Raw genomic sequence first — 2,812 nt, 5'->3', positions numbered from 1 at the left:
GTTTATAGCGTCGCAGCACAGCAACGCCCGGGAGAAAACGTTCCCAGGTGGCTCTCTGACCTTTCATATATTGAGATTAGCCTGCCGGAGAGCAGCAAAAGTATTATTCCCCATCCATATAAAAGAAAAGCACAAAGGGCTCCTGGAATTGGTATCCAGGAGCCCTTTGCGTGTTTGTCAGTTGTTAGTGTTCAACAGGTTTTTCCACGCCCACACCGGTCAGGGAGCGGACTTCCATCTCAGCGCGCTTGAGTGGGAAGTTATCAGGCTTGCCCATGTAGGTGCCGATGATGCCCAGCAGGAAGCCGGTCGGGATGGCCACGATCGCCGGGTTGGTCAGCGGGAACCATGCGAAGTCGAGGTTCGGCAGCATCGAGGTGTCAGCACCGGAGACAGCCGGGGAGAACGCGATGAGAACCACGGAGGTCAGCAGTCCACCGTAGATGGAGAACAGAGCACCGGTGGTGTTGAACTTCTTCCAGTACAGGGAGTACAGGATGGTTGGCAGGTTCGCTGCTGCAGCAATACCGAAGGCCAGTGCCACCAGGAAGGCGATGTTCTGGCCCATGGCGCCAATACCCATGACGATGGCCAGGACACCGATGACGATAACGGTGTAGCGGGAAACCTTGACCTGCTCCTCTTCGGTGGCCTTGCCGTCACGGATCACGGAGTTGTAGATGTCGTGGGCGACAGAGGCAGAAGCGGTGATGGCCAGACCTGCAACCACAGCGAGGATGGTGGCAAAGGCGATGGCGGAGATGCAGGCCATGAAGATGGTTCCACCGACACGGGAAGCCAGCAGGAGCACCGCGGAGTTCGCGCCACCCGGAGCGTTGGCGATCTGCTCTGGTCCCACAAGTGCAGCGGCACCGAAGCCCATGACAACAGTCATCAGGAAGAACAGTGCAACAATCACGATGGTCCAGGTCATGGAACGACGTGCTTCCTTGGCGGAAGGCACGGTGTAGAAACGCATGAGAACGTGTGGCAGACCAGCGGTACCCAGGACAAGTGCTGCACCCAGGGAGATGAAGTCAAGCTTGGTCAGGGCGTTTGCCCCGTACTGCAGGCCGGGGTTGAGGATCGCATCACCCTTGGGGTGGTTCGCCACAGCAGCTTCCAGAACTCCGTTGAATCCACCCTTGACGGCGAAGAAGGTCAGGAAAGTGATGACCACGGATCCACCGACGAGGAGAACCGCCTTGATCATCTGAATGTAGGTGGTGCCCTTCATACCGCCGATGAGAACGTAGACGATCATCAGGACGCCGACGATGGCGACAACGATTGACTGTGCGGCCTTGCCGTCGATGCCAAGAAGCAGAGCAACCAGTCCACCGGCACCAGCCATCTGGGCGATGAGGTAGAACAGGGAGATAGCCAGGGTGGACAGAGCAGCAGCCATACGGACCGGCTTCTGCTTCAGTCGGAAGGAAAGCACATCGGCCATGGTGAAGCGGCCGGTGTTACGCAGTGGTTCTGCAACCAGCACCAGAGCGACGAGTAGGGCGATGAGGAAGGCCACGGAGTAGAGGAATCCGTCATAGCCACTCAGTGCAATTGCACCGGTCACGCCGAGGAAGGCTGCTGCAGAAAGGTAGTCACCTGAGATGGCGAGACCATTCTGCGGTCCGGAGAAGGAAGCGCCGCCGGTGTAGAAGTCGGAGCCCTTCTGGGAGGTCGTGCGGGTGGCACGGATGACCACCGTCATCGTGACAACGATGAAGATGATGAAGATTGAGATATTGAGCAGCGGGTTACCCGTTGAGATCTGCTCGGCTGCAAGCGTCTGCACTTAGTTCTCCTGGCTTTCAAGGGTGTTGGCGGATGAACGCGGGAGGCCTTCGAGCTGGGCCCGGATACCTGCGGATGCTGGATCAAGTTTCTTATTAGCGAATCGGAGATACATCCAGGTAACCAATCCTGCGGTTGCAAACTGAGCAAGGCCGAGAACCATACCAACGGTGATGGCGCCATATACCCGGATGGAAACAAAGTCCGTCGCGTAGGTGGCAGTGATGATGTAGAAGAAGAACCACACCAGGAAGACGATGGATATCGGGAAGGCAAACTTGCGGAAGGTGCTACGCAGTTCGCCAAATTCCTGGGATTCGCTCATTTCGAGGAATTCCTCAGGAGTTGGGGCAGAAGGATTCATGATCAACCTTTGAGATGTCAGTGACTTAAGCCACTTCGCTATTGGCTTGTGTGACGCTATACAAGCACATTTTAAATGTCAACTTTCTGCAGCTCACGGGATGCACATGTTGCAAATCACAGAATTTGCAAGTTTGTGAAGAAATTTCGCACAAAAACCATTCCAAAGGTGAGATCTAGGTCATTTCCATGCCCAAATGGCGCCACATTGCACAGTTCTGCAAAATCCCCAACCGCTGACCCCCGCGCCACATGGATTTCAACCAACCCCTCCACTCCCACACTTGGGGGTGAAAAAGTGGACAAAACCAGCTCCTGGGCACCCCTGCCACCCAGGACTCCCCCAGTCCCCGGAAAACCCCACATCATGCTGGGTAGCGCGTTTTCACCGCCCCCTCTCCTGAAACCACAGGAACCCTCTTTCCCAGTGCCACCCAGTCACAAAGCCCCTCTGGTTCAGGCAGAATCCCGCAATAGCTAAGTGACATCCATCACCATCACGTACCATCGGAAATACCTGCGAATTCTTATGAGGAGCTGAGATAAAACTGCAAATACGCCCGAAGGCCAAGAATTACTCTTTCCCAAGAAAAGGTAAATGCATGTTTATGCACACTAAGAACACTGCCCTGTCCACTGCTGCAATCGGAGC

Annotated in this window: 2 protein-coding genes; both read right to left on the bottom strand. The window is 55.5% G+C overall.

The window, feature by feature from the left end:
• Positions 1-184: 184 nt before the first annotated feature.
• Positions 185-1,798, bottom strand: coding sequence for a cation acetate symporter (locus tag Q0M74_RS13710; protein WP_293955397.1), 1,614 nt, complete (start codon positions 1,796-1,798; stop codon positions 185-187).
• Positions 1,799-2,161 (bottom strand): DUF485 domain-containing protein, encoded by a 363-nt coding sequence (locus Q0M74_RS13705; protein ID WP_293955394.1) that lies wholly within the window; start codon positions 2,159-2,161, stop codon positions 1,799-1,801.
• Positions 2,162-2,812: the final 651 nt, after the last annotated feature.

This window comes from uncultured Corynebacterium sp. (assembly GCF_945649885.1).
Lineage (GTDB): Bacteria > Actinomycetota > Actinomycetes > Mycobacteriales > Mycobacteriaceae > Corynebacterium.
The sequence above is the reverse complement of the archived record's forward strand: the minus strand, read 5'-3'. Positions and strand labels throughout refer to the sequence as shown.

Coding starts and splice junctions, on each gene's coding strand:
- Q0M74_RS13705 (WP_293955394.1), bottom strand. CDS start 2,161: ATGAATCCTTCTGCCCCAACTCCTGAGGAATTCCTCGAAATGAGCGAA.